The sequence below is a fragment of the Fructilactobacillus sp. X1R3C1 genome (assembly GCF_059901545.1).
The window spans coordinates 18,191-43,863 of sequence record NZ_JBWXUT010000002.1 but is presented as its reverse complement, the minus strand read 5'-3'; the positions used below and the strand labels follow the sequence as shown (position 1 = coordinate 43,863).

Below are 25,673 nucleotides of genomic sequence, written 5' to 3'. Positions count from 1 at the left end.
TAATCGAATTTAATTCATTTATCATTATTAAAATTTTGAGGGGTAATTCCCTGCATCCCAATCATGGGATCAATTGTATTTTCAATAATCTGATCCTCCGATAAAATAAAATCTGAGGGAGTTTTCTTTTTAAAAGTCGGTCTACCCTTTTTTGAATTTCCAATTACCTTTGGAGTAAACTCTTCGTCAATCACGTATTGTAACCGTTGCTTCAAAGTCGTTTTCCGATTAACCGATTCATTTTCAATACATTCTTCAAATGAATTTGGATCTCCAATCATAATCAACATTTTCGAAGCTCTAGTAACTGCAGTATACAATAAATTCCTTTTAAGCATCCTCTTATACTGAGGAACAATCGGTAAGATAACCATTTCGAACTCACTACCCTGAGCTTTATGAATCGAGGTACAGTAGGCAAGTGTTAACTGATTCCAGTCATTTCGAGTATAGGTAACCTCATTTTGATCAAACGCAATGACCAGTTTATCTAGATAATGCTTATTATCGCTATTAACTTCAATTCCAACGACTTTACCAATATCACCGTTAAAAATGTTATTCTCAGGGACATTTACAAGTTGAAGAACCTTATCGCCAATTCGATAAGTGGTTCCCCTAAAGTCAACTTCTTTCTGAGAGTCAGCCGTTTTAGGATTCATAATGTTTTGAATCTCAACGTTTAAACGATCAATCCCTGCAGTTCCACGATACATTGGAGCCAGTACTTGTACATCTGTAGAACTAAATCCTTTCGTTTTGGCCTTATTAACAATCTGCTTAATTACCGAATCAACTTGTTGGGTATTACAATTAATAAAGCTACGATCCCTTTGGTTTTTTAAAAGTGTTTTGGGCATCTCACCATTCTTGATATCATGGGCTAATTCTACAATGGTTGATCCGTCATTTTGACGGTGAATTTGGTTTAATTCCACGCTAGGAATTGTGTGAGAACGGAGTAAATCATAAAAAACCTGACCGGGACCAACCGACGGTAACTGATCTTTATCACCAACAAAGATCACCTTCATACCGTTTGGAACCGCCTGGCATAAAATTTTAAATAAGTCTGTATCCACCATCGACATTTCATCAACGATTAACAAACCACCCTCCAAATCATTGGCAGCTTCTTCATCGCCATGACCAGTAAGACCTAGCAAGCGATGAATGGTACTGGCAGGAATTTTAGTTGACTCACTCATTTTCTTGGCAGCTCGCCCAGTAGGAGCTGCTAATAATACCGGATATGCTTGTTCTTTATAGTCATTAATATCTAAAGATAAATCATTAGCTTTGGCAAACGTTCTAACAATTCCGTTGATAATAGTCGTTTTCCCAGTTCCAGGACCACCAGTAAGCAAAAATGCAGGGTTTATCATTGCTTCATTAATGGCTTTTTTCTGAGAGTCGTCATACTCAATTCCGACCTCACTCTCAACTTTGCCAATTATCTTAGAAAAATCATTAGGTTGATCCTCCCCCTTTTTGCCACCCTGCTCAATTCGCTTGATGTTTTCAGCAATGCGTATCTCGTCATCGTATAGATTTTTTAAATAAATTTTATCTTCATCAACGACAATTTTTTGGTCTTTAGCTAAATCATATAATTCTTCACCTAACTTCTTATCGTCAATACTCTGCGTTCGATCGGTTTCAAGAATTCGAGTGCTTTCTTGCATCAATTCTCTAGTGTCAGAATACGTATTACCACTTTTAATGGATAAAGAGTCAAGAGCTGTCAGTAATCCGGCACGCAACCGTCCTTTATCGTTGTAATCTACTCCAACCTTATTCGCAATTCGATCAGCACGCTTAAAGCTAATTCCAGAAATATCTTCAACGAGTTGGTAAGGATTATTCTTAATGACTTCTAAAGCCTGCTCTTTATACTTTTTAAAGATGGCAGAAGCTAAGCTACTGCCGAAGCCATAACTATTCAGCCCAACGATGGTTTGTTCAACCCCATTATTTTCGTGAATTGCTTTTGTAATTACATCCTTTTGCTTCTTGGTTAATCCAACTGAATTTAAAACCGCCGGGTTTTCTAAAACCTTCTCAATTAAATTCGTTCCCAATTTGCTAACAACTTTTTCGGCAGTCTTCGGCCCGATACCAGTAAATTCATCACTTGATAAATAATTAACCAAACCCTTTTTGGAAGTTTGACCAACCCGCTCGTAATTTTCAGCTTGAAATTGCTTTCCATACTTAGGATGGTCAACCAACTTCCCAATAAAACGATAGGTGACATCATCACTAATATCCGCAAAGTTACCAGTGATAACAATTTCATCTTCATGCCAATCTACATTGGTTTCATTAACCTTTACCAGCAAAACTTTGTAGAAACTATCTGAACTTTCAAAAAAAGTTGTCTGAACTTGTCCCTTCACAAATGGTTGCTCGTTTTGAGATGAATTATTCAATTTTTCGTTCGTTTGAAATAAATCCATGGATTCAGACAATTATTTTCTCCTATTTTTTGGAATCATTTGGTTTCGAGTCATCAGGGTGCTCATTTTTTTGTTTATTTAATTGAACGACTTTTTCAATGTCTTTTATCTGACTTTGTTTGGCATCAAAATTTTTCTTATCGTACTTTTCGGCTTTCTTGAAATAATCATCAAATGGTTCACCAATCACCATCGCAATTAATCCCCGATCGAAATTAGCTTTCCCATCATTTGGATTACTTTTTAGAACTCGATCGTAAAAATCAGCTGCTTGATCGAAATCACCAAGTGCCATTAGGCACTCCCCCATCATTCGATTAATTTCAGAATCTTGCTTTGCTAATTCTTGAGCCGTTAATAAAAACACTAAAGCTCTCTTATAGTCCTTTTTCCCCATATAACTTTGAGCCAACATCACGTAAGCGTCTTTTTTTAACTCAGGATCATTCACCTGCTGAAACTGTTGAATGGCTTTTTCATATTCACCAGCAGAATAATATACGTTACCTAAACCATATAACAGCGTGCTTTTTGCTTTTTTATTTGAATCGCCAAATAAACCCAAAGCCTTCATTAATAACTCTTCAGCCTGGGTATAACTTTTAAGCTCAACTAAAAACACACTTAAATCATAGTAAGTTCGGTAGTCCTTGGGGTGATCATCAATATCTTTTACTAACTTATGAAGTGTTTCTTCCGCTTGCTTTTGACGGGGATCTTCCGTTGGTTTATTTTCTCGTCCATTATCTGTCATAGCCATCCTCCTATTACACTAAATCTGATTTTTCAACTTTCCTGTCTAAATAACTGGTGTTATTCCAATCCACCAATCGATACGTTTTTCCATGATTACTAGTTTCAATAACGGTAGTACTTGTATTAGCCAATCCACCACGCTTACGTAAGTCTTTTAGTGGGACCCCTAATAATGAATTAATCAAAGCATTTAGAGCTGCTCCATGACTAACAATTAAAATATTATCGTTACTATTGTAATTTTGCGTAATTTCACCAATTTTACTTTGCATTCGTTTAATTAATGCAGGGAAATCCTCCCCACCAATTGCTTCAGGACGATATTGATCTGGATGGTTACGAAAGGCATCAAATTCTTCTGGGAATTTCTTTTGCACATCAGTAAATTTCATTCCTTCCATCTTACCGAGATGAAACTCTTCCAAGCGACTGTCCAGTGAAATGGAGACTGGAGATTTTAACCATTTTTGAATATGGAAAGCGGTAATTCGTGCTCTTTTGATAGGGCTTGCATAAATATGTGCAAATTGAACACCCGAAAGAAATTTACCCGCTTGATCCATTTCATGGTAACTTTCGTCAAGAAGCGGTGAATCACCTCCGGCACCTTGATACCTACTTTCAAGATTCCATTCGGTCTTCCCATGTCTCACAAAATAAAGTCTCATTTAAATCCCTCACACACATTGATATAGCTTTATTATGCCAGTTTAGAATTAAATTATCAAAAAAGTCCGACTCAAAACGAGTCGAACTTTGTTTAAATATTATACATATTGTAGTTCATGATCATTTTTAAACGCGGCATCAATCGTAGCGGTTCCTAAACATTCTTGACCGTCATAAAAAACCACTGCCTGTCCGGGAGTAATTGACCGAACTGGTTCATCAAAAGTTACCTTAACATGATTATTATCGTCATCAATATGAACGGTAACCCCAGTATCCTTTTGACGATACCTAAACTTAGCCGTGCAGTGAAAATCATTTCCTCGCGTATTGGAATCAATCCAAGAAAGACCAGAAGCAGTTAAATAATCAGCATATAAATGTTCATTGTCATAACCCTTTCCAACGTACAGAATATTCTTAGAAAGATCCTTACCAACAACAAACCAAGGTCGATTATCATAACCATCTCCACCAATACCGAGACCTTTCCTCTGACCAATTGTATAATACATCAGCCCATTATGATGACCCTTAACTTCACCATCAAAGGTCATCATTTTACCTGGTTTAGCAGGAAGATATTTGCTAAGAAAATTATTAAAGTTGTTTGGACCAATGAAACAAACTCCCATTGAATCCTTTTTGTCGGCTACCCAAAGGTTAGCTTCTTTAGCAATTTTTCTAACCTCAGGTTTAGTCATCCCACCAACTGGAAACATTACTCGATCCAGTTGATCCGCTGAAAGTTGACTTAAAAAGTAAGTTTGATCTTTATTAAGATCTGTAGAACGTAATAAGTGGTTGTGTCCCTCTTTATCACGTTTCAACTGAGCATAATGCCCCATTGCAATATAATCGGCACCAAGATCCATTGCATACTCGAGAAAAGCTTTGTACTTAATCTCAGTATTACAAATTACATCAGGATTAGGAGTACGTCCGCGTTTGTATTCCGCTAAGAAATACTTGAAGACTCGGTCCCAATACTCATGTTCAAAGTTAACAGAATAATATGGGATGCCGATTTCGTTAGCAACATGAGCAACGTCCTTGTAGTCTTCAGTAGCGGTACAAACACCATCAGCATCGGTGTCATCCCAGTTCTTCATGAAGACTCCAACCACATCGTATCCCTGTTGTTTTAAGAGGTAGGCGGCAACTGAAGAGTCAACACCACCACTCATACCAACAACAACACGTGTTTTACTGTTATCTTGCATAACATCACCATCATTCTTTAGATTCTGAAAATCTACGATTTGAAGGTCGCAATTCCAGTATTTACTATCATACTCTACTAACTAACATTCCTGCAACTTTTCACTCTTCTACACTTTTTGAAATACTTTTCTTAAAATCATATTCTGCATAATGAAATTAAACTGATCACGTTCTTCTTGATGATTATCATTAGAAAAGATATCCACATCATTCATTTCATTACCATCAACGACTGCCATCTTAAATTCACTCATATCAGAATTAATTGTAATCTTAAGCTTGATCGCCCTTTTATTGAATGGAGACTCTGGGTCAATGGATTTCTTATAGGAAAAATTACCACTTTTAGTGGTGTTAAAACCAAGGTCAAGTAAAGTGTATTGTTTGATTTCTGGGTTTAACTCATATTTGTCAGTTCCACCCTTTAACTGGACTACCTTTGAAAATGCCATTACTTCTTGTTTCCCTTCTTCAAGCGATGAACAATCGCCGTAATCTCAGTAACTAATTTTTGAATGTCTTCATCAGTGGTATATGCCCCAAAACTAACTCGAATGGATTCTGAAAGTCTAGGACTATCTTTTCCAAACATTGCAGTTAAAACATGAGAAGGTTCTAAACTACCAGCGGTACATGCTGATCCACCCGACACGGCAATCCCAGCTAAATCCAAATTAGTCTGCATAACATAGGTAGAAATTCCCTTGATCCAAATGTTTAAGACGTGTGGCAGGGTATTATCACTCATCGATCCGTTTACGTCGATGTCAATCCCGTTATTAGTTAATCCATCAACCACTTCGCGCTTAAATCGCCTAAAATCTTCTCTTCGTTGCTTTTTCTTTTCACTAGGAAGTTTTCTAACGGCCGTCGCAAATCCTGATATTTGGGGAATATTTTCGGTTCCGGCACGTCGTTTGTCTTCCTGATCGCCACCCATAATATAACTGGTAAAATTAATTCCATTTCGTCGATACAAAAAACCAATCATTTTTGGACCATTTAACTTATGAGCCGATGTAGATAGTAAATCAATATGATCCCTTTTGACATCAATATCAAGTAAACCATAAGCTTGCACAGCATCAGTATGAAACCAAGCCTGATGATCTTTAAGTAGTTCCCCAATTTCATGAATCGGATTCTTACTACCCACTTCATTATTTCCCATCATGATTGAAACCAAAATCGTGTCATCATCAAGCGCATTCTTCAGATCAGTTAAAGAAATATTACCTTGCTTGTCAACCGGCAAATAAGTAACTCTAAATCCATGATCTTCTAAATATTTCATTGGTTTTAAAATTGCTTCGTGTTCAATCGAAGTTGTAATAATGTGATTACCAAAACTCTTTCGAGCCTCAGCGGTTCTAATTACTGCCGTGTTATCACTTTCGGTTCCACCACTTGTAAATACGATTTCGTTATCGTCCGCATTAATACTTTTAGCAATCACATGTCGACTATCTTCCAAAATTTCTTTGGATTGTCTCCCAAGCTGATATAGAGTTGAAGCATTTCCAAAATTGTTTTTAAACTTATCATACATATCATCCAGCACTTCGCTGGAGACTGGTGTGGTTGCGGCGTTATCTAAATAGATCTCACCCAATTAAATCATCCCTCTAAGCTTCTTTAGTATTCTTAAATAAATATAATAGCATCTGTGCCGAACGTTTTCCCGCGTCAACAACAAACTCGTCAAAACTCTGATTAGCGTTTTCATCACCAACATCTGACATCGCTCTAATAACGACGTACGGAATATTAAACTGGTGGGCAACTTGTCCTACTGCGGCGCCTTCCATCTCAGCCGATAAGGCGTCTGGAAAGTTTTTCAGAATTTCATCGATCATTTTTTGTCCAGCAATGAATTGATCTCCGGTAACAATCAAACCTCTTTTAGGGTTAATTCCGGTATCTTTTGAAGCATCGGTAATTTTATTAATCCAAGTGTTAGAAGCGTCAAATCGAGCTGGCTGACCGGGTAATTGACCGTATTCATATCCTGCAGCAGTAGCATCAACGTCATGATAAGCAGTTTGAGTAGAGATTACTAAGTCCCCAACGCTCAGTCCTTCCCCAATGCCAGCTGCTGATCCAGAATGAATGATTACATCAACATCAAAATTCTCAAGTAAAAGAGCCGCTGTAATTCCTGCTTCAACTTTGCCAATCCCAGATTTTACTAAGACAACTTTTTGACCATCGATGGTCCCTTCATAAAACTTGATGCCATTAATATCTTTTTCTCTCTCATTTTTTAATGCTAATTTTAAAGATTTAATTTCTTCATCCATTGCACAAATAATTCCAAATGTTTTCATTTTCCCAAATTCTCCTAAATTATCCAACGAATCTCATAATTGCTAGCACGAGCACAATTAATAACAATAATAATAATATAACGACATTCAATCTTCTTCCGAGTCGTTTACGTTTGTACTCAGAAGCATCTTGTCTTTCTCTTTCATATGAGTTCGGTTGATCAGTATAATAATTCCCCGAAGATTCATCGGATTGACCCTTATTAGCACGATGAAACAATCGGTCAAACCAGCTTCGCTTTTTCAAACGGGCATGCCGAGTCTCTTGATTTTCTGATTCATTATCATAACGAGTACGGGGATCTCTTCTCCCGCTATCACCATACATGCGCTGATACTCAGATCTAGTCATTTCAGACCGATCTTTTTCCCTATCATTAACTACCATATATTGACCGCCTATTTCTGCATCAGTTCCCAGTATTGGATTGCCATAATTGTCTTAGCATCAATGATTTTGCCACTTTTCATCATTTGTTTGGCTTCATCTAGCGTATACTCATTAATTTCTAAAAATTCACCAGGATCTCTAGGTAACTTTGTCTTCACTGGGGTTAATCCCTCCACTAAGTACAAATACATATACTCATCAGAAATTCCAACTGATGGATAAAATGAATAAAGCTCTTTAATTTCCTTAGCGTTATATCGAACTTCTTCATTTAATTCCCTTTTAACGGCATGAATCGGTGAATCATTGTCGCGATCATCCAATTTACCTGCAGGGATTTCAATCATCACTTGTTTTGCTGGGGCGCGCCATTGTTTCTCTAAAATCATTTTATTGTCTGAGGTGATTGCAAGCATTGCTACTGATTTACAGTGGTGAATAATCTCTCTAGAGGCCAGCTGTCCATTTGGAAGCTTAACTTGCTGTTCTTCTACTTGAGCAATTGGTCCATTATAAACCGGTTTACTACTAATTACTTTTTCTTCAAAATCCATAATAATCACCTTCCAAAAATAGTTTAACCATAATATAACCCCAATGCAATTGCTTTAATCTTGATGTAAAACCACCTTAGCAGCCTGGAAACCGTGTTGTCCCATGGCTTTTACAAAATCAACTTGATCACCAGGCTTAATTTGCTTTGGATTTCCAGAAATAATTCCAGTAATATGCATGAAAATGTCATCAGAATTAGGAACCTCAATGTACCCAAATCCCTTATCCCTTTCGTAACTTTTAATCGTACCTTTCATTTCGTTTTACCCCTTTGTTAATAAAAAATCGGGATCAAATCCCGATTCCATTACTTTTCTTCAAATCCGTCTGTTGCTGTTTCTGGAAACTCTTCTTTAACAATCTTAGCACAACGACCACAGAACTCTGGGTAATCTTGGTCAGAACCAACATCCTGCTTAATGAGACGACAACGAACACAGGTCTCACCTTTGGCATGCTCTACTTTAATTGCTAAATTATCATCAAATCGATCCGCATCCGAGTCAACTTCATCAATTGATTTAACCTCTAATTGAGAAACCATCAAGATTTGAGCAATATCCACACCTAAATCGTTAAACAGCTTCTTAGTTGCATCATCAACATACAAAGTCAATTTAGCTTCAGACGGTTTACCAATGACTTTACCATCTCGAGCCAGTTCCATGGCTTTCAACACGTTCTTTCTCAACTTCATAAATTGATCCCACTGATGACTAATTTCATCTTCATTGTCAAAGTGCTTAACTTCTGGCATTTCAGCCAACTGAACAAATTCTTCTGGTTCATTTAAGAAATTCCAAATTTCCTCGGTCGTGTGGGGGATGATTGGAGTCATTAATTTCGTTAAAGCAACTAGGACCTCGTATAAAACCGTTTGCATTGAACGGCGTCTGTGACCATTCTTGGGATCAATGTACAAAATATCTTTTGCAAAATCCAAGTAGAAAGCCGACAAATCACTAGTAATAAATGACAGTAACTCCTTGTTAATACTCATAAAATCGTACTTGTTGTAGGCATCTTTAACGTTTTGAATTAATTGATTCAAGCGAAGCATCATGTACTGATCAGCAGGGTTCATGTCTTCATACTTAACCGAATCTGATTCAGAATCAAAATCACTTGTATTAGCTAACATATACCGAATTGTATTCCTGATCTTTTTATAACTATCAGAAACGACCTTAAAGTTACCCATTGATACCCGCACGTCAGCTGAAGTATCAACAGTGGTAACCCACAAACGAACAATATCAGCTCCCATTTGCTTGATAACATCACTTGGAGCGATCGTATTTCCAAGTGATTTACTCATTTTGTGACCTTTCTTATCCAGAGTAAATCCTTGTGATAAAACATGTTTGTAAGGTGCAATGTCAGCATACGCAACACTTGTAATCAAACTAGAGTTAAACCAACCACGATACTGATCGGATCCTTCAACAACGAGATCAGATGGGTACGTCAATTCAGGTCGTTCTGCCAAAACACCCTGATGAGAAGTACCCGAATCAAACCAAACATCCATAATGTCATTTTCTTTGGTAAACTTACCATTCGGTGAATGTTCACTAGTAAATCCTTCTGGTAAAAGATCCTTGGCCTCCCTTTCAAACCAAATATCGGAGCCATATTTACCAAACAAACTAGCAACGTGTTCAATCGTCTCATCAGTAATGATTGGTTCTCCATCTTCACCATAGAAAATTGGTAGTGGAACTCCCCAAACTCGCTGTCTGGAAATGACCCAGTCACCACGATCACGAATCATGTTATAGAGTCGCTTTTGTCCCCAATCAGGGTTAAATCCAACCGTATCGATGGCATCCAAGATTTCTTTTCTAATCTTATCAACTGAGGCAAACCACTGCGGGGTAGCACGATAAATTACCGGCTTTTTGGTTCGCCAGTCAAAGGGATAACTATGTTTATAAGGCATGTAATGAATTAACTGTCCCTGTTCCTTTAACTTATCCAAAGCAATTTGGTTAGCATCTTCATAAAAGACACCTTCAAAATCAGGACCGGCTTCTTTAGTGAGATATCCCTTTGCATTCACAGGTGCAAATACATCCAAGCCGTACTGCATCCCAATGTTATAGTCGTCCTCACCAAATCCAGGAGCGGTGTGAACTAACCCAGTTCCGGAGTCATTAGTAACAAAATCACCGTTCATTACAACCAATTGACGATTTTTGTCAAACGGATGTTGGGCTTTAATGTTGTTTAGATCCTTCCCTTTGACCGTCTTTAAGGTTTTAATATTTTCCCAGCCGAACATTTCTGCGTCTTTATCAAGTAAATCGGTTCCAATAACATATTTTTTCGGGTCATCATCGTGTTGAATAATCGAATAGTTAAAGTCGGGTTCAACGGTAATTCCCTCAGAACCAGGAATCGTCCATGGCGTCGTAGTCCAGACAACCATATAAGTATCGTCATCTAAAATTCCATTTCCATCAATCACTTTTTCAGCAAAAAATGCCGACGGAGAAGTCACATCATGATACTCAACTTCTGCTTCCGCTAGTGCGGATTCCGATGACCAAGACCAAATTACCGGCTTAAGTCCCTTATAAATCAAGCCCCGATCAGCCATTTTACCAAAAACACGTACTTCAGCCGCTTCATATTCGGGCATTAAAGTAAGGTATGGATTATCCCAGTCCGCTGAAACACCTAAACGTTTGAATTCATCACGTTGGCGGTCAACTTGTTTTAAGGCATAATCGTGACAAAGTTTACGAAAATCATTCGTAGACATCTCTTTGCGATTATAGCCCTTCTTTTTAAGTTGCTGTTCAATTGGTAGTCCATGAGTATCCCATCCCGGAACATAAGGAGCACGGTATCCATTCATGGATTTAAATCGAACAATAATGTCTTTGGTGATTTTATTCATGGCGTGTCCCATATGGATATCACCGTTAGCATACGGAGGTCCATCGTGTAATACAAACGATGGTTTGCCTTCATTCAGTTTTTGCCGTTGTTGATAAAGTTGATTATCTTCCCATACTTTTTCCCGTTCAACCTCTTTAACGGGAAGATTTCCTCTCATTTTAAACTTAGTTTTACCCAAGTTTAGCGTATCCTTAATTCTCATAGTATCCTCCTCAAAATAAAAAGACTTCGCCCTAATAGGGACGAAGTCTTCGTGGTACCACCCAAATTCAAAATTAACAACCGTTAATTTTCTCATTGCATCATAGACTATTAACGAAGTGATCTTTTGCTAATAATTACTTTTTTAGGCTCACACCAACCCTAATTCGCTGAAAAGACCATTAGCAACTTTCTATCTTCAATCTATCATTATTTATGTAGCTTATCATTGGGATAAATTTCAACTGTCGGATCCGTGTATGGTCCTGAAACCGACTCCACAACAAATTGATCACCCTTTGAAGAATCATTACTAGATGAGTTTACACTGCCAATAGCCTGCTTGTCAAGATTCTTCACAGCATCTTGAATCTCATCATAATTGCTAAAATTACTTGAATCGAGTAATTTATTCCAATCTTCACTCTGGGCAAAGTCTAACTGACTTTTAAGCATTCCAATCATCTTTTGACGGAAATCCTTCACACTATTTCTAAAATCATCAGTCGCAATCGAAAGACTTTGAGCCTGTTTCGAAGTGTTACCCATGATTTCATTTGATTGGGCAGTAGCTTCAGTTAAAATAGAATCGGCTTGTTCTTGAGCCTTTTGTTTGATTTCATTTGCATCACTTTCTGCATCCTTTTTAACCTTATCAGCTGCTTCTTGGGCAACTAAAATCGATTGGTTTAAAGAATTCTTTAGGTCATCATAGTAAGTGAGGTCTTTTTTGGTTTTCTTTAATGATCTTTTAAGCTCCTCATTCTCATCTTGCAGAATTTGGTAATCTTTAGTGAGTTGATCTAAAAAGTCATTGACTTCATCAATGCTGTATCCTCTCATTTTTAGTGAAAACTTTTTATCATGAATATCTTGAGCCGTTAGCGTCATAATATCCCTCCTCATTTATTTTTTATTACGTTTAACTCAGCTTTTAATTTTCCCTTTTTCGAGTGGCCATTGTATCCCACTACCTTTATTCTACCGTATCCTCTGACAGAAATCATATCAGAAACTTTAATTTCATAATTTGGTTTAGTAAACTCAAACCAATTTAAACGAACCTTTTCGTGTTCAATTAAACCTTTAGCCATACTTCTAGAGATATGAAAACCAATCGAAATAACAACGTCCAAACGAAATGATGGTAAAGTAACAAAATCTACTATCCAGTCATCTTTTTGCTGAACAATTTGACTAAAATTAATTTGGCTTAAATCAACCTTTACTTTACCAATACGATCAACTGATCTTATCAAATACTTAGCCATTTCATTCTCACAAATAAATTGCCAACGTTCTCCGTCGGTCAAAATATCGCCGAGAACTTTGCGTTCAATTCCACTTCCCATCAAACTTCCAAGAACTTGATTGTGATGGATAGACGCAAATTTTTCAGGATATTGAATCTCAATTAGTGATAATTCATAATCATCAAACTTCGGCACAAAATAGTCTGGATAAATCAGACCTCGTTTCATCTCAGCATTTTGATATCCACCAAACGTCAACAGCTTCAAACTAGGATAACGATTTACCAAAGTCTGAAGTAAATAGCACTCCCTTGAGTTGAGAAAACTAGTAAGAACTGGCCGATACTCAGAATTCGCACTATCAATCCAATCACTTGCAGTTTGAAGGAACGGTAATTCGGATTTTCTAAAATGTTGTTCAATATTCTTTTCAACACCCATTTTATGCGACCAAACTTATGATAATATTTCCAATGTAGGTTACACCAAACTGTAAAAGTTGAAGTACAACTAAGGCCAATATTGGCCCAAATCCTAACATCCCAATGTGAGCAAAATTAAAGTACTCTAAAAAAGGATTCACAATCCGACCCAAAAACTGACCAAATCGAGACTGTGAAGCACCTGGAAACCATGTCAGTAAAGCATCGATTACGATTGCCAACATATAGATCTGAATTGCATAATTAATAATCTGTGCAATCCAATTAATTACTGTAATCAACTAAATCATCCTAACCGACTATTGAACTTTTCGTCCATTGCGCCATCAATATCAAAATTATTAGGAGCACAGAGAAAAATTTTCTCATCAATTCGTCTTATTTTTCCATCAATAGCATAAATAGTCCCATTTAAAAAATCAACGATTCTTTTGACGGACTCATTACTAACCCCGTCCATTTTAACAATTACAGCATTCCCACCAATTAATTTACTGGCAATACTTTTTGCGTCAGCATAAATTCGGGGTTCCATAACAGCAATTTTACTATTAGAAATATCACTTTTACTCATTGATACGACTTTACGCGGATTATTTTTTACAGATCGAACGCTATCAACATTATTTTGGCTTGAGTAGTCGTCTTCATAAGTCTCGTTATTATCATCGAGACCAAAAAAACGCTTAAAATTATATGACATTACTAGCTCCTCTCCGAATACTATTGCTTATTATTTCGGTTCCGATATCTGAAGAATGGAGGGACATCATCATTGTCGTTTCCACTATCATTATTATTTGAATCAGAATTATTTTCAGTTTCAAATGGTTCAAAGTTTTGCTTTTCCACGTTCGAAAACTTGTCATTATCTGATGAATCAGCATTTCTAACTTCGTTTTGGTTATCACTAATGTCCCAGTTGTGAAGCGGATCATCATTACTAGAATCAGCTGAATTATCTTTAGTAGCATTATCAGTCTTGGGACTAGCAAAGGTACTCGAACGATTCTTCCTAGTTAGTGCTGGGCTAGCAGAACGGTCTGGATCCCCAGTCTGAATTCCAGTAGCAACTACTGAAACTTTAACTTCATCCCCCATGTTTTCATCGATCGAAGTTCCAAAGAAGATGTTAACATCATTTGACGTTGCATCAGACACGATATTAGCTGCATCTTGTGCCTCAGCAAGTGATAACTCTGGTCCAGCAGTTACATTCAGCAAAACTTGTTGAGCTCCGTCGATTGAAACTTCCAATAATGGTGAATTAATGGCCTTTTTAGTTGCTTCTTCAGTTCGGTTTTCACCGGTTGCTGCACCCACTCCCATAAGAGCGGATCCTTGATTCTGCATTACACTTGTTACATCAGCAAAATCCAGATTAACAACCCCGGGACTAGTAATTAAATCAGTGATTCCTTGAACTCCCTGACGTAAGACATCATCGGCATCCTTAAAGGCTTCCATCATTGGAGTCTTTTTATCCACCATATCTAGTAAACGATTATTTGAAACCACCACTAAAGTATCAACGTTTTGCTTAAGGGCTTCAATTCCTTCAGTAGCGTTATGATCACGTTTTGGTCCCTCAAAAACGAAGGGACGAGTCACAACTCCAACTGTCAACGCACCAGCATCTTTAGCAATTTTGGCAACAATCGGAGCTGCACCAGTTCCAGTTCCTCCGCCCATTCCTGACGTAACAAACACCATGTCAGCATCGTGTAAGGCATCAGTAATGGCTTCTTCACTTTCTTCAGCTGCTTTTGATCCAACTTCTGGGTTTGATCCAGCTCCTAATCCTTTGGTGAGTTTGGGTCCAAGATTAATCTTAGTTTCTGCTTTAGAACTTCCTAAAGCTTGTAAGTCAGTATTGGCAGCAATAAATTCGACTCCTTTAACGCCCTCTTCGATCATTCGATTAACGGCGTTTCCACCACCGCCACCAACTCCAATGACCTTAATTGTTGCACCATTATTTTTATTTGCATCCATTGAATAGTCCATATTTTATCAATACCCCCGCGTTACTCGAAAAAGTGGTGTACAATGCCACTTAATTTTTCGCCTAAATTCTTATCACTCTTTGGTTTCTTTTCACGTTTTTGTTTTTCAGTTTTATTCTGACGTTTTTGCTTAAAGGGAATGGATCCAGATACGCTTGGTTTAGATTGAGGTTCAACTTCTCTGGCATTTCCGTTGTCATTATAGGCGAATTCACCATGGTCAAATGCTGAACGTACTAACCGTTCAATTTGACTTAAATTACCACCATAATTAACTAATGATAATGCTAACGATAGTGAGGGATGTCTTAAACCAATTTGGTCGGGAATATAAACCCTGACATTAACACCAAAGGTATTAGCGGCTAATTCAGCAATCCCTGGCATAGAAGCTACTCCACCGGTTAGCACAATCCCACCAGGAAGACTTAATGCCTCAACTCCATCAAGATCATCTTTGAGTCTACCAAAGATTTGATCGATTCGTGCTTCGATAATTTCAGCTAATAATTTCTCACTTACATTAACTGGTTGTCCTTGGCCAACAACTTCGACTGGAAACTCATTATCTTCACTAGCTTGATCAACATCAGCATATCCATATCCACGCTTCAACTTTTCAGCGTTAGCGGCAGAAGTGTTTAATACTGAAGAAATATCTTTAGTTATGTATTGTCCACCCTCAAGATCAACATTGGCGTACTTGAGTTCAAAGTCATGAATAACCGCAACCGTTGATTGTCCTCCACCTAGGTCAATCAATATTGTTCCAAACTCTTGCTCTGATTCACTTAAAATATATTTTCCTTCAGCCTGGGGATCGACAACCAATGCCTCAATATTCAAGCCAGCATTAGTAACGGCTTTTTTAATATTATGAATAATAGTCTTAGGCCCACTAATCATTCGGCCATTCATTTTCAGACGATTTCCAACCATGCCCCGTGGATCTTGGATACCGTCAAAGCCGTCCACCATGAATTCATCTGGAGTTAGATCGATCACTTCACGTTCAGGTGGAAGGTTGGTGTCAATAGCAGACTCAGACACATCCACAACATCATCGTTTGTGATTTCCTCAGACTGGTCGGGGAGCTCAATCATCCCAGAACATTTATCAATTTTAATCTGATCAGCCGGGATGCCCACAATTACATTGCTAATTTTGACACTTGCCTTTTCCTCAGCCTGACTAACAGCTCGTTCAATAGCATTTGACGCCTTATCAATATCAACAATAACTCCACGACTAACACCAGTTGATTTTTCATTACCAACTCCGATTACATTCATTTGACCGTTAGCCTTCTCAGCTACAATCACTTTAATCGAAGTAGTTCCAATATCTAAACCAATGTACATATTTGAATCGTTCATTATCTGGAACCTCCATATAGGGTCTATTGAAAAAGATGATCCAATATACCATAATCTCACTTAATTTTAACACACATGATGAACGTTAATAAAGAGCTCTCATTTCCCCAAAGGATAGGAGTATGCCCCCACCTCCATGTTAACCACGCTCTTTTGTTTTAGGTCCTTAGCAATTGCAGGATAGTAAGCCATTTTATTTGCCATGGTACTGATTTTGACGTAAATCTCATTTCCATCTTTCATCAAAATCTGAACTCGCTCCGGATTACTTTTAGTATTAGCATTTTTTAACTCTTTAATCTGATTCCTAATTGATGGACTAATTTTTTTATATTGTCTTAACACATTCCTAATTTCATTGCCCTGTTTAAATCCAGAAACAATGCAGACATCGCTAGGATCATTAATTTTCACTGCTTCATCGGAGATATGACCTGATGGGTAGACGGGATAATACTTTCCGGCTTTAAAAATGTACTCCGGATTCGAATATCCATCTACCTTCACCATTAATTGATTATGCTTTTTAAAAGAAAAATCAACGTGTTTAACCTGCGCATTATGAGCTAACACATAACTTTGGGCTTTAGCTTTGTTTCTCTTTACCATTATCAGCGAATCCCCGACTTGAAATGGAATCTGATCTTTAATGTTTTCGCCCTTGAGTTGATGATTAGTTCGAATGTTAATCGATGAAACCCGACTGTATGGCAGTACCAAATAGAGCGAAACTAAAGCTACTACTATAAACAATAATAGGATCGGCAAAAAACCTCTAATTAATTGCTTGCGCTGTTGCTTTCTAATCCCAGGAATTTTGTGTCCGACTCGATATCGACTATTCTTCCTTTGTTTTCTCTCCTGGTACTTTTCCAACCGACCTGATGAATTGGAATCATTATCGCTAGTTTTCATTAAGATCACCCGTTAAGCTTTTTTATGATGCTTCTCAATTGCCTGATCACAAACGCCTAAAAGTTTATCAGCAGCATCACGAACTCCCATGTCATATGAGTTAGTAGCCATTTGCTTTCTTAATTCGGTGTTATGCATTAAAGAATCGACTTTTGTCACTAAAGATTGCCCATTCAAATCTTTTTCAGTCAAAATCATAGCGGCATTATTTTTTACGAGACTCATTGCGTTCTTAGTTTGATGATCCGCCGTAACATAGGGACTTGGAATTAAAATGGCCGGAATTCCAATGGCAGTTATTTCTGCAATACTAGTGGCACCAGCACGTCCAACAATTAAATCAACTTTAGGCAGAACCGCTGGCATATTTGAAATATAAGGTAAAACGTCAATATTATTGTTAATTTTAACGTTTTTTAAATCATTTTTAACCCCTTGATATCGCTTCTGGCCGGTAACAAAAACAACTTGGTATTTTCGTCGGTCAAATTCAGGGATCGCTTCTACCGCTGATGAATTAATCTTTAGTGCACCCTGACTTCCACCAAATATCAAAACCGTCGGAACATCATCTTTTAAACCAAACTCACTCCACTTAAAGTCGCTTTTCATATTAGCAACCTGCTGTGCCCGTGGATTGCCAGTGAAAACAACTTTATTTTCGGGAAACTGTTTTCGGGCATCGTCAAAAGCAATGGCAATTTCATCTACATAACGACTCAAAAAACGATTAGTGAGACCAACAACACTATTTTGCTCATGAATAACGGTAGGAATTCCTAACTTAGCTGCAGCATATACCACGGCTCCACAAACATACCCGCCGGTTCCGACCACAACATCTGGTTTAAACTTTTTAATGATTTTTTTTGATTCTTGGACACTTTTTAAAAACAACCAGATCGTTTTAAAGTTATACAGACTAAACAACTTCCGTTTGAATCCTTGAATTTTTAAGGCATCAAATTTAATTCCCTTTTCTGGAACAATTTTACCTTCCAATCCGCGATCGGACCCAACGTACAAAACCTCTGAATGAGGCTTTTGAGCTTTTAACGCGTCAATTAGGGCAAGCGCCGGATAGATATGTCCACCAGTTCCTCCCCCAGATACAATCATTCTCATTATTTAGTCTCCTTTTTCCCAGTTAGCTTCTCAACGTCTTTGATGAATTCATCCCCACGATCACGATAAGTGGCAAATTGGTCCCAACTTGCATTAGCCGGTGACAACAATATGATATCTCCTGGTTTACTCATTTTAATCGCTTCCGGTACGGCTTCATCAAGGTCTTTAACTTTTTTAATTTGTGGAACACCAGCTTTTTTGGCAGCATCTTCTAACAAGTCGGCGGTCTCACCAAACAAAACAATTCCAGCTAAATTAGATTTAAAATCAGGAACCAGTTTATCAAAGGTATAGCCACGGTCTAATCCACCTGCTAACAAAACGATCGGTTCATCAAATCCTCTTAAAGCCATTTGGGTGGCCTCAATGTCGGTTGCCTTAGAATCGTTATAAAACTCGCGATCGTCAGCAGTTAAAACATATTGAACACGATGTCTAACTCCACCAAAATTCTTTAATACTGAAACAATCGCTTCAGTAGAGATCTTATACAGTTTAGCTACCGCAATTGCGGCTAAGGCATTTTGAACGTTTTGTTCACCCGGAACCCGAATGTCCTTTTCATGCATGATAAATTCATCTTTAAAGTAAATATCGCCCTCAGAAACGTAGGCTCCATTTTTGTACTTATCAGTGAGTGAAAATGGAACGATTTGAGCTTGACTACGCTTGCTTAATTCTCGCCATTCAGCACTATCAAAATTCATGATAAGAAAATCATCTTTGGTTTGGTTTTTAGTAATCTGCATCTTAGCATTTACATAATTTTCACGTGTTTTGTGGTAATCCAAATGGTTGGAAAAAATATTAGTGATGACAGCAATATGCGGGTGAATTTTTGGAGTCCCCAGTAACATAAAACTCGAAATCTCTAATACTAAGACATCGTTCTTATTAACTTCTTGAGCCACTTTAGTGGCGGGAATTCCAATATTTCCTCCATCTAGGGCCCTTCCATCTTTTTTACCCGCTTGCAACATTTTAGTGATCATAGTGGTAGTGGTAGTTTTCCCATTACTACCAGTGACTCCCACAATTGGAGCATCTGAGATTTCTGCTGCAAGTTCCAATTCCACAATGATCGGAATGTTTTTATCTTGAGCAGCCTTAACCAAATCATTATCGTATGGAATGCCAGGATTCTTGACCATCAGATCAATTCCATCTAATAGGGAAAGAGGTGATTCACCTGCTACTACTCTTACACCATCCGCTTTTAATTCATCGTATTCTTTAATTTGATCAGCTGGCTTTGCATCGGTTAAAGTGACATTTGCTCCCAACTTAACCAATAGTTTAGCAGCATTGGTTCCACTCATTCCAGCCCCAAAAACTAAAATATTTTTATCTTTATAATTGTCCACGTTTTTCATAATTAAAATTAAGCTCCCTAAAAATTAAATCATTGTAATAACGCCAGTGATTGCAGTAAACAAACCTACTAGCCAAAAGACAATATCAATCTTCCATTCACTCCATCCCATCATCTCAAAAGTATGGTGAATGGGGGTCATCTTAAAGATTCTTTTTCCAGTTAGTTTAAATGATGTAACTTGTAAGATGACACTGGCAGTTTCAACAACGAATACCAATCCAACCCATAATAACGAAAGTTCATGATGAAGCAAAATTGAAACGGCAGCTAAAGCGCCACCTAGTGCTAGAGAACCCATGTCACCCATAAAGATTTTAGCAGGCTTGTGATTAAAAAGCAGAAACGCGATAAGCGCACCCGCAACTGCCATGCAAAACATTTCAACTTCAAACTGGTGTTGAAAATGAGCGACAACGGCATACGCTCCAAAGGCTATAATTGATAGTCCACTTACCAATCCATCCAACCCATCCGTGAGGTTAACGGCGTTAGAAAAGCCTGCTAGCCAAAAAATGATAAACAAAACATAGAAATAGCCTAATGGGATCTCGCCGAGGTTAAAAAAGCGAATTGACATTGGAAATCCATCAGCATAGTAAACCCAAGCAAACACCAACGCTCCAATGACTTGAAGCAAGAACTTTTGCCAAGCTTTAAATCCTTCATTTTGACGCTTAAACAGTTTAATTGAGTCATCCCACATCCCAATTAGTCCATAAAACACAAGAACAAAGATTAAAATGAGCAGCGTTGACTTCAATTGGCTAACTACTAATCCATAGATCAAGCACGTAATAACGATTGCAATTATGAAACCTAATCCTCCCATTGTGGGCGTTCCACTCTTACTTTCATGCCAGCTGGGACCTTCCTCCCTGATCATCTGACCTTCATGCTTTGATCTAAAATAACTTATTAATACTGGCGTTAGTCCCAGTGTAATAATAAATCCTCCAATTAGTGGAATTAACCAATCCATCACTTTTCATCCTCTCAAAATTTATTTTAATTTAACTGTCAACGTAGTTTTGGGGGTAATTCTTTGACCTACATTGATACTCTGACTTTCTACTTTTCCTTTACCGCTGGTATTTAATTTTATACCCAATTGATCACTAAGCATTTGAACGTCTTTTTCGCTCCAACCTTTAAGACTAGGCATCTTTAATACTCCACTAGTGATCAAAATAACGTGATTATCTCCTGAACCAGCACCGATCGCCGTTGGACTTTGCTTAGTAACCGTGTCACCATCACCAATCACGATTGGCTCCAGATGACTTTTACTAAGTTGCTCTTTAGCCACATCAGTCTTTTGACTAACGACATCTGGAACTTGCGCATCATCAGCTGTATTTTGGGTTAATGCCCGCTGCATAACTGGATTGAAGATTTGCGCCATCAATTGGGTAGCGGTCTTTCCACCATTTAAAGTGGGTTGTTTCATACTTACGTACATAATGTATCTTGGGTTTGAAGAAGGTACCATTCCAGCAACCGAATACAAGTAACTATCGTCACCATTCTCATAACCGCCAGATCCATTACTTACCTGAGCAGTACCAGTCTTTGCAGCTACTCGATATCCAGGAATCTTGTAATCTTGACCGATCCCATATGGCTTATAAACAACATCTTCCATATGCTTTCGAACAGCTTTAGCAGTTGAGGGTTTAATGGGATGTCCCAACGTTTCTTCCTTATAATTCTTAACCACCTTATTGTGATCATTGGTTATATCATCAACAAACCTTGGCTTGATCATTTTGCCGTTATTAGCAACTGAAGTCATAGCTTGCACCATCTGCAAGGCAGTTACTTGAATACCTTGACCAAAGGCAGTATTAGCCTGTTCAATTGGTAACTTAAATTGCATATTCCCCGAATCATCATCACCAAAAACTGAATTAGTATTCTTCAGAAACTGGAATCGATTAATGTAATCTTTCCAAGTATTTGGCCCCATCTGTTGTTCCAAATGTGCCATGGCAACGTTACTAGACAAGGCAAATCCCTTATTATAAGTGATCATTCCCCATCCTGTTGGTAGCCAATCTGGCACAATCTTACCATCAATATCATATTTACCTGATAGATAGCGCTCATTTCCATGGAAATTACCACTATCAATTGAAGCGGCTAGCGTAAAAATCTTCATGGTTGAACCTGGCTCAAAAGCATCTTGGGTTAATGTATTCCGCCAAATTCCACCTAATCCCTTGCCAGTTGTAGCATTGAAAGTTGGTCGTTGAGCAGCGGCTAAAACTTTCCCAGTCTTAGCATCAATCAGCATGGCATTCATACTCTTTGGATGAACCTGTGATTGTACCTCACTCATCTGGTTTTCAAGTAGAAATTCTAATCGAGAATCAATTGTGGTATGAACACTATTCCCGTTAACCACTGGTCGTTCTTTTTTATTATCATCAGGTACTTCGTAACCATAATTATCATGTCTTACTTCTTCATACCCATTTTTCCCATTCAGAACTTTATTAAATGACTTTTCAAGGCCCATTTGTCCCACTAAGTTTGTTTCCTTAGTCTTGTTATTGGTAACTGGAGAAGCCAACCCAACAATGTGAGATGCAAAGACCCCATTTGGATATAATCGACTCTGTTGTTGAACAAATTTGATGCCGGGCAAATGATGAGAAACAATTTTTTGTTTATCAACTAAAGAAATGTTTTTTCCCGGATTTCCAAATTCAACCTGAAAGGCTTGTTTCTTTGGTTTAAGGATCTTAAGGGCCTCTTTGTAACTAATCGGCAAGTTTTCAGAAAGGATCCGAGCGGTTTTTTCAGGATTAGTCACGTAATCTGGTTTATCATCTTTAGTCTTTTGCGACTTGTTTAAAATAGCATAAATCGAGTAAGTACTGGTATCCTCAGCCAACGCTTGGTTATTATTATCATAGATGGTTCCACGTTTAGACTTAATCACGTTAGTTTGGGCATACAAACTCTTTGTTTGCTGTGCCAAATTAACGTGATTCGCACTTTTGAAAATTGCTTTTTTAAAAAAAAAGCCGAAAATCAACAGGAAAACTACAATTACTAAAATCCGAAAATACATCCCAAATTTTTTTCGATTAGCAATCGCATTTTTCCGATTTTTTATCTGCTCTTGTTTTTTATTCATTTTGTGACGTTCCTTATTTGATCATTTGAAAGTTTTAATCCCGATCCTTTAGCAACCTTATCTAAACGTGAACTACTTTGAAGTTCATCAATCTGTTGCTTAAGTCCGGTATTGGTATTATGTATTCTTGTTGATCGACTCTCAGTATCTTGCAACGTTTGCTCGGCCCCTGAAAGTGAAATTCTTGTCCAAACCAATGCGACCGACATTAAGAATATCATCGCACATCCAACTACTAAAATTGTAATTTCCAGCTTAGGACTGAACTTATGTTCTCTTTGGGGAGTAGTAACTCGCTTTGAATTGATCTGATTTCTTCGATATGTTTCATACGCGTTTCCATTTGAATATTCTTTTTTTGCTAGACCATTTTGTGCCAAAGTTCCCACCTCCTATTTAATTTTCTCAATGATTCTGAGTTTGGCACTGTGCGATCGATGATTTTGACTAAGTTCATCAGCACTGGGTAAAATTGGTTTTCTTTGGACCATTTTAAACTTTGGTTGCATTGAATCCGGTATGACCGGTAAATCATGGGGTAAATCTTGAATGGTGGTTTTTTCTTTAAAAATCCCCTTTACCAAACGATCTTCAAGCGATTGAAATGTGATTACACTAATCCGACCATGAACATTTAACATGTCTAACGCCTGCTCAAGTGAATCTTCTAAAGCGCCTAACTCATCATTAACGGCAATTCGTACGGCTTGAAAAACGCGCTTAGCTGGGTTACCACCATGTCTTCGTGCTGGAGCTGGAATGGCATCCTTAATGATTTCAGCTAACTGACTTGTAGTATCAATTGGATGATAAGCTCTATTTTTTTCAATACTACGAGCAATTTGCTTAGAAAATTTTTCCTCACCATAACGATAAAAAATTTTCACTAACTTTTCATACGACCAGTGATTAATAACTTCCCAAGCATCTAGATCATTTCTTTGATCCATCCGCATATCAAGACGAGCATCCTTTTGATAACTAAAACCCCGCTTGGCATCATCCAATTGTGGTGAAGAAACTCCTAAATCATAGACAACCCCATCAATTCCAACGACATCATAACGTTTCAAATCACGTTTAAAATTTCTAAAATTATCATGAATAAAAGTAATTTCATTATCTTTTAAGAACTTTTCTAAATGGGCTTGATTATAATCAATAGCAACTTGATCTTGATCAAAAGCGTATAAATGACCCTTTTTTAGTTCCGACAAGATCTTAGAACTATGGCCTCCACCTCCAAGAGTACAATCAACATAGATTCCATTGGGCTTAACATCCAGACCACGAATAGCCTCATTTAATAAAACCGTTTGATGTTTAAACGTAGACATTAAAATTCACCTCAAGTTAGACATCAAGTAAATTTTCAGCAATATCGCTGAACTCACTCGAAGCCTCATCCGTATAATTATCCCACTTAGAAGCATCCCAAATTTCAAACCTAGTCGATACTCCAGCCAAAACACAGCTTTTGGTCAGGTCGGCATACTTACAAAGCGCGGTCGGAATATTGACTCGGCCTTGTTTATCAATATCACATTCAGTGGCCGCAGAAAAGAAAAAACGTGCAAACATTCGCGCATCTTTTTTGTTAAAGGGCAGTTCATTAATCTTATCCTGAACTTTTTGCCATTCATTCTCGGTATACCCAAAAAGACAGCCATCTAAACCACGAGTAATGACAAATTTATCTCCTAATAAATCTCTAAATTTAGCGGGAATGATGAGACGTCCCTTGGCATCGATGTTATGTCGATATTCGCCCATGAACATAATTCATCATTCCCTTCTCCCCTAAATATAAATTTAGTTTACCACAATAAACCACTTCCTACCACTTTGCCTCCATAAAAATCCACAAAAAATAAAAGCACTCCGGAAAACAAATCCCAGGAATGCTTTTATATCAGTGTATTATAATAATTTTTATAATCAAAGAAAATATAAAAATAATTATCCAATAAATGTCACTTATTCGCCAAAAATTAACTAAAAATTGTTTTGGCAACAACTGTCCTTCATCGATCACTCGGTAAAACAAAAAGATAATCCCAATTATCATCCAAGCCAAAATGAATAATGGCAAAAACGAAAATCCATGACTCGTCATAGTAATGACGTGAACTAACCAAATTCCAATGATTGGAAATGAATCAAGAACACTCAGCCGTTGAAACATCCGATTTTTAGTAATGCGCTTAAAAAAAATAATAATAAAACCAATAATAATGAAAAGTAATAAAGGCTTAATTAATGACTCCACTAATAAATGTAGATTAGATATATAATTGACCATTTTTAACCTCGTAAATTAGGTATAATAAGTGATTTGCAATATTTTTAGTTCAAAGTTAGAATTGTGACAGTATGAATACTGAAAGTGGTGGATACTTTGAATAAATGGAAAGATAAAACAACGTTTCAAAAGATCTTAATGATCTTTGTTTGGTTAATGATTATTGCAACCATTTTATCAGTGGTTGCTGGATCAGCAGCTGCTTTCTTTGGTGGCATGTAAATTAATAATATCGTTTTAGGG

At 37.5% G+C, this 25,673-nt stretch carries 27 protein-coding genes; 1 reads left to right on the top strand and 26 read right to left on the bottom strand.

The genetic code is table 11. The features are described 5' to 3' along the window. Positions 1-14: 14 nt before the first annotated feature. The 26 genes from recD2 to AC6UD8_RS02290 all read right to left on the bottom strand — a co-directional run bounded on the left by recD2 (position 15) and on the right by AC6UD8_RS02290 (position 25,430). Positions 15-2,471 carry an SF1B family DNA helicase RecD2 gene (gene recD2, locus AC6UD8_RS02415; RefSeq protein ID WP_500699394.1) on the bottom strand — a complete coding sequence of 819 codons (2,457 nt, stop codon included), beginning with the start codon at positions 2,469-2,471 and terminating at the stop codon, positions 15-17. Positions 2,472-2,481: 10 nt separating this feature from the next. After that, complete coding sequence (locus tag AC6UD8_RS02410; protein ID WP_500693915.1) at positions 2,482-3,213, bottom strand: tetratricopeptide repeat protein; 732 nt, start codon at positions 3,211-3,213, stop codon at positions 2,482-2,484. 13 nt (positions 3,214-3,226) lie between these two features. After that, complete coding sequence (locus AC6UD8_RS02405; protein WP_500699391.1) at positions 3,227-3,883, bottom strand: histidine phosphatase family protein; 657 nt, start codon at positions 3,881-3,883, stop codon at positions 3,227-3,229. 99 nt (positions 3,884-3,982) lie between these two features. After that, complete coding sequence (mnmA, locus tag AC6UD8_RS02400) at positions 3,983-5,107, bottom strand: tRNA 2-thiouridine(34) synthase MnmA (protein WP_500693917.1); 1,125 nt, start codon at positions 5,105-5,107, stop codon at positions 3,983-3,985. Positions 5,108-5,215: 108 nt separating this feature from the next. Continuing rightward, positions 5,216-5,560 carry a DUF1831 domain-containing protein gene (locus AC6UD8_RS02395; RefSeq protein ID WP_500693918.1) on the bottom strand — a complete coding sequence of 115 codons (345 nt, stop codon included), beginning with the start codon at positions 5,558-5,560 and terminating at the stop codon, positions 5,216-5,218. Beyond that, entirely contained in the window at positions 5,560-6,720 is a 1,161-nt protein-coding gene (locus tag AC6UD8_RS02390) for a cysteine desulfurase family protein (RefSeq protein ID WP_500699389.1), read from the bottom strand. The genes AC6UD8_RS02395 and AC6UD8_RS02390 overlap by 1 nt, the downstream gene beginning before the upstream one ends. A 13-nt stretch (positions 6,721-6,733) precedes the next feature. Then, positions 6,734-7,435 (bottom strand): 5'-methylthioadenosine/adenosylhomocysteine nucleosidase, encoded by a 702-nt coding sequence (locus AC6UD8_RS02385; protein WP_500699387.1) that lies wholly within the window; start codon positions 7,433-7,435, stop codon positions 6,734-6,736. Between the two features lie 19 nt (positions 7,436-7,454). Then, complete coding sequence (locus AC6UD8_RS02380; protein ID WP_500699385.1) at positions 7,455-7,823, bottom strand: hypothetical protein; 369 nt, start codon at positions 7,821-7,823, stop codon at positions 7,455-7,457. An 11-nt stretch (positions 7,824-7,834) separates the two neighbouring features. Further along, positions 7,835-8,380: an NUDIX hydrolase gene (locus tag AC6UD8_RS02375; protein WP_500693922.1), complete on the bottom strand. Its 546-nt coding sequence runs from the start codon at positions 8,378-8,380 to the stop codon at positions 7,835-7,837. 54 nt (positions 8,381-8,434) lie between these two features. Continuing rightward, positions 8,435-8,638, bottom strand: coding sequence for a cold-shock protein (locus tag AC6UD8_RS02370; RefSeq protein WP_500693923.1), 204 nt, complete (start codon positions 8,636-8,638; stop codon positions 8,435-8,437). A 50-nt stretch (positions 8,639-8,688) separates the two neighbouring features. After that, on the bottom strand, positions 8,689-11,490 hold the full coding sequence (gene ileS / locus AC6UD8_RS02365) for an isoleucine--tRNA ligase (RefSeq protein WP_500699383.1): 2,802 nt from the start codon (positions 11,488-11,490) through the stop codon (positions 8,689-8,691). 209 nt (positions 11,491-11,699) lie between these two features. Further along, on the bottom strand, positions 11,700-12,380 hold the full coding sequence (locus AC6UD8_RS02360) for a DivIVA domain-containing protein (protein ID WP_500693925.1): 681 nt from the start codon (positions 12,378-12,380) through the stop codon (positions 11,700-11,702). Positions 12,381-12,391: 11 nt separating this feature from the next. Next, positions 12,392-13,183 (bottom strand): YlmH family RNA-binding protein, encoded by a 792-nt coding sequence (locus AC6UD8_RS02355; RefSeq protein WP_500699381.1) that lies wholly within the window; start codon positions 13,181-13,183, stop codon positions 12,392-12,394. A 1-nt stretch (position 13,184) separates the two neighbouring features. Then, the gene (locus tag AC6UD8_RS02350) at positions 13,185-13,466 is read right to left on the bottom strand and encodes a YggT family protein (protein ID WP_500699379.1); all 282 of its coding nucleotides are present in this window, start codon (positions 13,464-13,466) and stop codon (positions 13,185-13,187) included. Between the two features lie 5 nt (positions 13,467-13,471). Beyond that, complete coding sequence (locus AC6UD8_RS02345) at positions 13,472-13,888, bottom strand: cell division protein SepF (RefSeq protein ID WP_500699377.1); 417 nt, start codon at positions 13,886-13,888, stop codon at positions 13,472-13,474. A 20-nt stretch (positions 13,889-13,908) separates the two neighbouring features. Beyond that, positions 13,909-15,192, bottom strand: a complete 1,284-nt coding sequence (ftsZ, locus tag AC6UD8_RS02340; protein WP_500699375.1) for a cell division protein FtsZ — start codon at positions 15,190-15,192, stop codon at positions 13,909-13,911. A 20-nt stretch (positions 15,193-15,212) separates the two neighbouring features. Further along, positions 15,213-16,568 (bottom strand): cell division protein FtsA, encoded by a 1,356-nt coding sequence (ftsA, locus tag AC6UD8_RS02335; RefSeq protein ID WP_500699373.1) that lies wholly within the window; start codon positions 16,566-16,568, stop codon positions 15,213-15,215. Between the two features lie 99 nt (positions 16,569-16,667). Further along, positions 16,668-17,483: a cell division protein FtsQ/DivIB gene (locus tag AC6UD8_RS02330; protein WP_500699371.1), complete on the bottom strand. Its 816-nt coding sequence runs from the start codon at positions 17,481-17,483 to the stop codon at positions 16,668-16,670. A gap of 12 nt (positions 17,484-17,495) precedes the next feature. Continuing rightward, entirely contained in the window at positions 17,496-18,608 is a 1,113-nt protein-coding gene (gene murG / locus AC6UD8_RS02325; protein ID WP_500699369.1) for an undecaprenyldiphospho-muramoylpentapeptide beta-N-acetylglucosaminyltransferase, read from the bottom strand. Continuing rightward, positions 18,608-19,984 (bottom strand): UDP-N-acetylmuramoyl-L-alanine--D-glutamate ligase, encoded by a 1,377-nt coding sequence (murD, locus tag AC6UD8_RS02320; protein ID WP_500699367.1) that lies wholly within the window; start codon positions 19,982-19,984, stop codon positions 18,608-18,610. Before murD ends, murG begins: the two co-directional genes overlap by 1 nt. A 24-nt stretch (positions 19,985-20,008) precedes the next feature. Continuing rightward, on the bottom strand, positions 20,009-20,965 hold the full coding sequence (gene mraY / locus AC6UD8_RS02315) for a phospho-N-acetylmuramoyl-pentapeptide-transferase (RefSeq protein WP_500699365.1): 957 nt from the start codon (positions 20,963-20,965) through the stop codon (positions 20,009-20,011). A 21-nt stretch (positions 20,966-20,986) separates the two neighbouring features. Continuing rightward, positions 20,987-23,128 (bottom strand): penicillin-binding transpeptidase domain-containing protein, encoded by a 2,142-nt coding sequence (locus AC6UD8_RS02310; protein WP_500699363.1) that lies wholly within the window; start codon positions 23,126-23,128, stop codon positions 20,987-20,989. Further along, entirely contained in the window at positions 23,125-23,508 is a 384-nt protein-coding gene (locus AC6UD8_RS02305; RefSeq protein WP_500693935.1) for a cell division protein FtsL, read from the bottom strand. The genes AC6UD8_RS02310 and AC6UD8_RS02305 overlap by 4 nt, the downstream gene beginning before the upstream one ends. A gap of 12 nt (positions 23,509-23,520) precedes the next feature. Continuing rightward, positions 23,521-24,465, bottom strand: a complete 945-nt coding sequence (gene rsmH, locus AC6UD8_RS02300; protein WP_500699361.1) for a 16S rRNA (cytosine(1402)-N(4))-methyltransferase RsmH — start codon at positions 24,463-24,465, stop codon at positions 23,521-23,523. Positions 24,466-24,481: 16 nt separating this feature from the next. Next, the gene (gene mraZ, locus AC6UD8_RS02295) at positions 24,482-24,907 is read right to left on the bottom strand and encodes a division/cell wall cluster transcriptional repressor MraZ (RefSeq protein ID WP_500699359.1); all 426 of its coding nucleotides are present in this window, start codon (positions 24,905-24,907) and stop codon (positions 24,482-24,484) included. 133 nt (positions 24,908-25,040) lie between these two features. Then, positions 25,041-25,430, bottom strand: a complete 390-nt coding sequence (locus tag AC6UD8_RS02290) for a DUF3397 family protein (protein ID WP_500699357.1) — start codon at positions 25,428-25,430, stop codon at positions 25,041-25,043. Between the two features lie 96 nt (positions 25,431-25,526). On the opposite strand from AC6UD8_RS02290, the gene AC6UD8_RS02285 reads away from it, so the two are divergent. Continuing rightward, positions 25,527-25,652 carry a DUF4044 domain-containing protein gene (locus AC6UD8_RS02285; RefSeq protein WP_500693939.1) on the top strand — a complete coding sequence of 42 codons (126 nt, stop codon included), beginning with the start codon at positions 25,527-25,529 and terminating at the stop codon, positions 25,650-25,652. Positions 25,653-25,673: the final 21 nt, after the last annotated feature.